The sequence below is a fragment of the Streptomyces sp. NPDC058964 genome (assembly GCF_042741275.1).
GTDB lineage: Bacteria > Actinomycetota > Actinomycetes > Streptomycetales > Streptomycetaceae > Streptomyces.
Map to the genome: position 1 here is coordinate 1 of NZ_JBHYKH010000606.1, position 5019 is coordinate 5019.

Annotated in this window: 2 protein-coding genes; one reads left to right on the forward strand and one right to left on the reverse strand. The window is 68.1% G+C overall.

From position 1 onward, the window contains the following. Positions 1 to 185: 185 nt before the first annotated feature. Complete coding sequence (gene acnA, locus ACFW2E_RS41325) at positions 186 to 2903, reverse strand: aconitate hydratase AcnA (protein ID WP_384475622.1); 2718 nt, start codon at positions 2901 to 2903, stop codon at positions 186 to 188. 553 nt (positions 2904 to 3456) lie between these two features. Here acnA and ACFW2E_RS41330 point away from each other — a divergent pair. Then, positions 3457 to 4986 (forward strand): helix-turn-helix domain-containing protein, encoded by a 1530-nt coding sequence (locus ACFW2E_RS41330; protein ID WP_384475625.1) that lies wholly within the window; start codon positions 3457 to 3459, stop codon positions 4984 to 4986. Positions 4987 to 5019 lie beyond the last annotated feature (33 nt).

Below are 5019 nucleotides of genomic sequence, written 5' to 3' on the forward strand. Positions count from 1 at the left end.
CCTCTTCCTCGTCTCCCAGATGGCCGAACGCTGGGGCACCCGCTACACCCCCCAGGGCAAAGTCATCTGGGCCGAACAAGCACTCCCGGAGACCGGGTAGGCGACCGGCGGCAGCTCGGCCGTGAACGCGAAGGGCCGCACCCCCGTCACCGGGGATGCGGCCCTGTACCGCCCTGCCGTGCCGCCTACTTGCGGATCAGGCTGCGCAGCACGTACTGCATGATGCCGCCGTTGCGGTAGTAGTCGGCCTCACCGGGGGTGTCGATGCGGACGACCGCGTCGAACTCGACACCGCTGTCGGTGGTGACCTTGACCGTGCGCGGCGTGGTGCCCTCGTTCAGCTCGGTGACGCCGGAGATGGAGAAGGTCTCCTCGCCGGTCAGGCCGAGGGACTCGGCGTTCTGGCCCTCCGGGAACTGGAGCGGCAGGACGCCCATGCCGATGAGGTTCGAGCGGTGGATGCGCTCGTACGACTCGGCGACGACGGCCTTGACCCCGAGCAGCGCGGTGCCCTTGGCGGCCCAGTCGCGGGACGAGCCGGAGCCGTACTCCTTGCCGGCCAGGACGACCAGCGGGATGCCCTGCTCGATGTAGTTGCGGGAGGCGTCGTAGATGAACGACACCGGCGCGTCACTCTGGGTGAAGTCGCGGGTGTAGCCGCCCTCGGTGCCCGGCGCGATCTGGTTGCGCAGGCGGATGTTGGCGAACGTACCGCGGATCATGACCTCGTGGTTGCCACGGCGGGAGCCGTAGGAGTTGAAGTCACGACGCTCGACACCGTGCTCGGTGAGGTACTTGCCGGCCGGGGTGTCGGCCTTGATGGCGCCGGCCGGGGAGATGTGGTCGGTGGTGACCGAGTCGCCCAGCTTGGCGAGCACGCGGGCACCGGCGATGTCGGTGACCGGGGCCGGCTCCATCTCCATGCCCTCGAAGTACGGGGGCTTGCGGACGTAGGTCGACTCGGCGTCCCACTCGAAGGTGTTGCCGGTCGGGATCGGCAGCGCCTGCCACTGGGCGTCGCCCGCGAAGACGTCCTGGTAGGACTTGTTGAACATGTCCTCGCCGATGGCGTTCGCCACGACGTCGTTGACCTCGGCCTCGGTCGGCCAGATGTCGGTCAGGTAGACCGGCTTGCCGTCCTGGTCGGTGCCGAGCGCCTCCTTGGTGATGTCCACCTTCATGGAGCCCGCGATGGCGTACGCGACGACCAGCGGCGGGGAGGCCAGGTAGTTCATCTTGACGTCGGGGTTGATACGGCCCTCGAAGTTCCGGTTGCCGGAGAGGACCGAGGTGACCGCGAGGTCGTGGTCGTTGACGGCCTTGGAGACCTCCTCCGGCAGGGGGCCGGAGTTGCCGATGCAGGTGGTGCAGCCGTAGCCGACCAGGTTGAAGCCGACCTTGTCGAGGTACGGCGTCAGACCCGCCTTGTCGAAGTAGTCGGTGACGACCTTCGAGCCCGGGGCGAGGGTGGTCTTGACCCAGGGCTTGCGGGTCAGGCCCTTCTCGACCGCCTTCTTGGCCACGAGGGCGGCGGCGACCATGACGTACGGGTTGGAGGTGTTGGTGCAGGAGGTGATGGCCGCGACCGTCACCGCACCGTGGTCGATGGTGTAGGTCGTGCCGTCGGGGGCGGTGACCTGGACCGGGTTGGACGGCGCGCCGTTGGGGTGGACGGCCGGGGCGTCGGAGGCCGGGAAGGACTCCTTGCCCGCCTCGTCGACCTCGTCCACGTAGTTGCGGACGTCCGTCTTGAACTGCTCGGCGGCGTTGGCGAGGACGATGCGGTCCTGCGGGCGCTTCGGGCCGGCGATGGAGGGGACGACCGTCGACAGGTCCAGCTCGAGCTTCTCGGAGAAGTCCGGCTCGGCCTGCGGGTCCAGCCAGAGGCCCTGCTCCTTGGCGTAGGCCTCGACGAGCGCGACCTGCTGCTCGGAGCGGCCGGTCAGGCGCAGGTAGTTCAGCGTCTCGTCGTCGATCGGGAAGATCGCGGCGGTGGAGCCGAACTCCGGCGACATGTTGCCGATGGTGGCGCGGTTCGCGAGGGAGGTGGCGGCCACGCCCTCGCCGTAGAACTCGACGAACTTGCCGACCACACCGTGCTTGCGGAGCATCTCGGTGATGGTGAGCACGAGGTCGGTGGCGGTGGTGCCGGGCCGCAGCTCACCGGTGAGCTTGAAGCCGACGACGCGCGGGATGAGCATGGAGACCGGCTGGCCGAGCATCGCGGCCTCGGCCTCGATGCCGCCGACGCCCCAGCCGAGGACACCGAGGCCGTTGACCATGGTGGTGTGCGAGTCGGTGCCGACGAGGGTGTCGGGGTACGCCTGGCCGTTGCGGACCATGACGGTACGGGCCAGGTGCTCGATGTTCACCTGGTGCACGATGCCGGTGCCCGGCGGGACGACCTTGAACTCGTCGAAGGCGGTCTGGCCCCAGCGCAGGAACTGGTAGCGCTCCTTGTTGCGGCCGTACTCCAGGTCGACGTTCTGCTTGAAGGCGTCGTTCGTGCCGAACTTGTCGGCGATGACGGAGTGGTCGATGACCAGCTCGGCCGGGGCCAGCGGGTTGATCTTGGCGGGGTCGCCGCCCAGCTCCTTCACGGCCTCACGCATGGTCGCGAGGTCCACGACACAAGGAACACCGGTGAAGTCCTGCATGATCACGCGGGCCGGCGTGAACTGGATCTCCTGGCTCGGCTGAGCCTGCGAGTCCCAGCTGCCCAGGGCGCGGATGTGGTCGGCGGTGATGTTCGCGCCGTCCTCCGTGCGGAGCAGGTTCTCCAGCAGGACCTTGAGGCTGTACGGCAGGCGAGCGGAGCCCTCCACCTTGTCCAGCCGGAAGATCTCGTACGACTCGTCGCCCACCTGCAGCGTGCTGCGGGCGTCGAAGCTGTTCGCCGACACGACAGTCTCCTTCATTGATGTGCGCGTACCACCGCAATCCTGCCGCCACGTCGTCCTGGCCGATCCGCTAAGGTAAGGCTAAGTTAGGCAAGCCTTACCGGGTGGCGGCTGCGGTGCGCCTCGGCAGATATCTCGATGTCGAGATAACTCTAGTACACGGGGGCCGGATGGTCATGCCCGGACCGGCTCCGCCGCCCCGAGATTCAGTGGCATGGCCCACACGGCGAGAATCGGCGAACGGACCGCGACCCCTCAGCGCCCGGCCGCCGGAGCGGCCCCCCTTCGAGCACGGCGTCACGGAGACCTCGGAACCGGAGTTCCGCAAGGACGGACGGAGCGCCGGGACCGCACTCAACACCCTGGGCGACGACGTCACGCGCTCCCGGCGCTCGCGGTCAGGTTCGAAAGGTGCCCGTTCTTCGCAAATCAGTACGAGAGACTTTTGTGCTACATTTTCCGATTGATCTGCCTCATCCTGAAGTACGCTGACACTCCATCACCCGAACAGACCCCCCAACAGGCGGCATCTCATATCTGAGATAGCCTCAGCCTCATGGCAGACGATTACCTCGTACGCATCGGCAAGCTCATCCGTGACGCCCGGCAACACCGTGGCTGGACACAGGCGCAGCTCGCGGAGGCACTCGGCACCAGCCAGAGCGCCGTCAATCGCATCGAGCGCGGCAACCAAAACATCAGCCTTGAGATGATCGCCCGAATCGGTGAAGCCCTGGACAGTGAAATCGTCTCGTTGGGCTATGCGGGCCCGATGCATCTGCGGGTGGTCGGCGGCCGCCGGCTGTCCGGCGCCATCGATGTGAAGACGAGCAAGAACGCGTGCGTGGCCCTCCTGTGCGCGACGCTCCTCAACAAGGGACGCACGGTGCTGCGCCGGGTCGCCCGGATCGAGGAGGTGTACCGCCTTCTGGAGGTGCTCAACTCGATCGGCGTGCGCACGCGGTGGGTCAACGACGGGGTCGACCTGGAGATCGTGCCGCCGTCCTCGCTCGACATGGACGCCATCGACGCCGAGGCGGCCGTGCGCACGCGCTCCATCATCATGTTCCTCGGCCCGCTGCTGCACCGGATGGACCGGTTCAAGCTGCCGTACGCCGGCGGCTGCGACCTCGGCACGCGGACCATCGAGCCGCACATGATCGCGCTGCGCCGGTTCGGCCTGGACATCGCCGCGACCGAGGGTCAGTACCACGCCGTGGTGGACCGGTCCGTCCGGCCCGACCGGCCCATCGTGCTGACCGAGCGCGGTGACACCGTGACCGAGAACGCGCTGCTCGCCGCCGCCCGGCACGACGGTGTCACCGTCATCCGCAACGCCTCCTCCAACTACATGGTCCAGGACCTCTGCTTCTTCCTGGAGGCACTGGGCGTCGAGGTCGAGGGCATCGGCACCACGACCCTCACCGTGCACGGCGTGCCGGACATCGACACCGACGTCGACTACTCCCCCTCCGAGGACCCGGTCGAGGCGATGAGCCTGCTGGCCGCCGCGGTGGTCACCGAGTCGGAGCTGACGGTGCGCCGGGTGCCGATCGAGTTCCTCGAGATCGAGCTGGCGGTCCTGGAGGAGATGGGCCTCGACCACGACCGCACGCCGGAGTACGTCGCCGACAACGGCCGTACCCGTCTGGTGGACCTGACCGTGCGCCCCTCCAAGCTGGAGGCGCCGATCGACAAGATCCACCCGATGCCGTTCCCCGGCCTGAACATCGACAACGTCCCGTTCTTCGCGGCCATCGCCGCGGTGGCCCAGGGCAAGACCTTGATCCACGACTGGGTCTACGACAACCGGGCCATCTACCTGACGGACCTCAACCGGCTCGGCGGCCGCCTCCAGCTCCTGGACCCGCACCGCGTCCTGGTCGAGGGCCCGACCCGCTGGCGCGCCGCCGAGATGATGTGCCCGCCCGCGCTGCGGCCCGCCGTGGTCGTCCTGCTGGCGATGATGGCGGCGGAGGGCACGTCGGTGCTGCGCAACGTGTACGTCATCAACCGGGGGTACGAGGACCTGGCGGAGCGGCTGAACTCGATCGGGGCGCAGATCGAGATCTTCCGGGACATCTGACCGGCGAGGGGGCCCCCCCCCCCCCCACCCCCC

Excerpts from the sequence above, each read along its gene's own strand:
- ACFW2E_RS41330 (WP_384475625.1), top strand. The coding sequence starts at position 3,457 with ATGGCAGACGATTACCTCGTACGCATCGGCAAGCTCATCCGTGACGCC.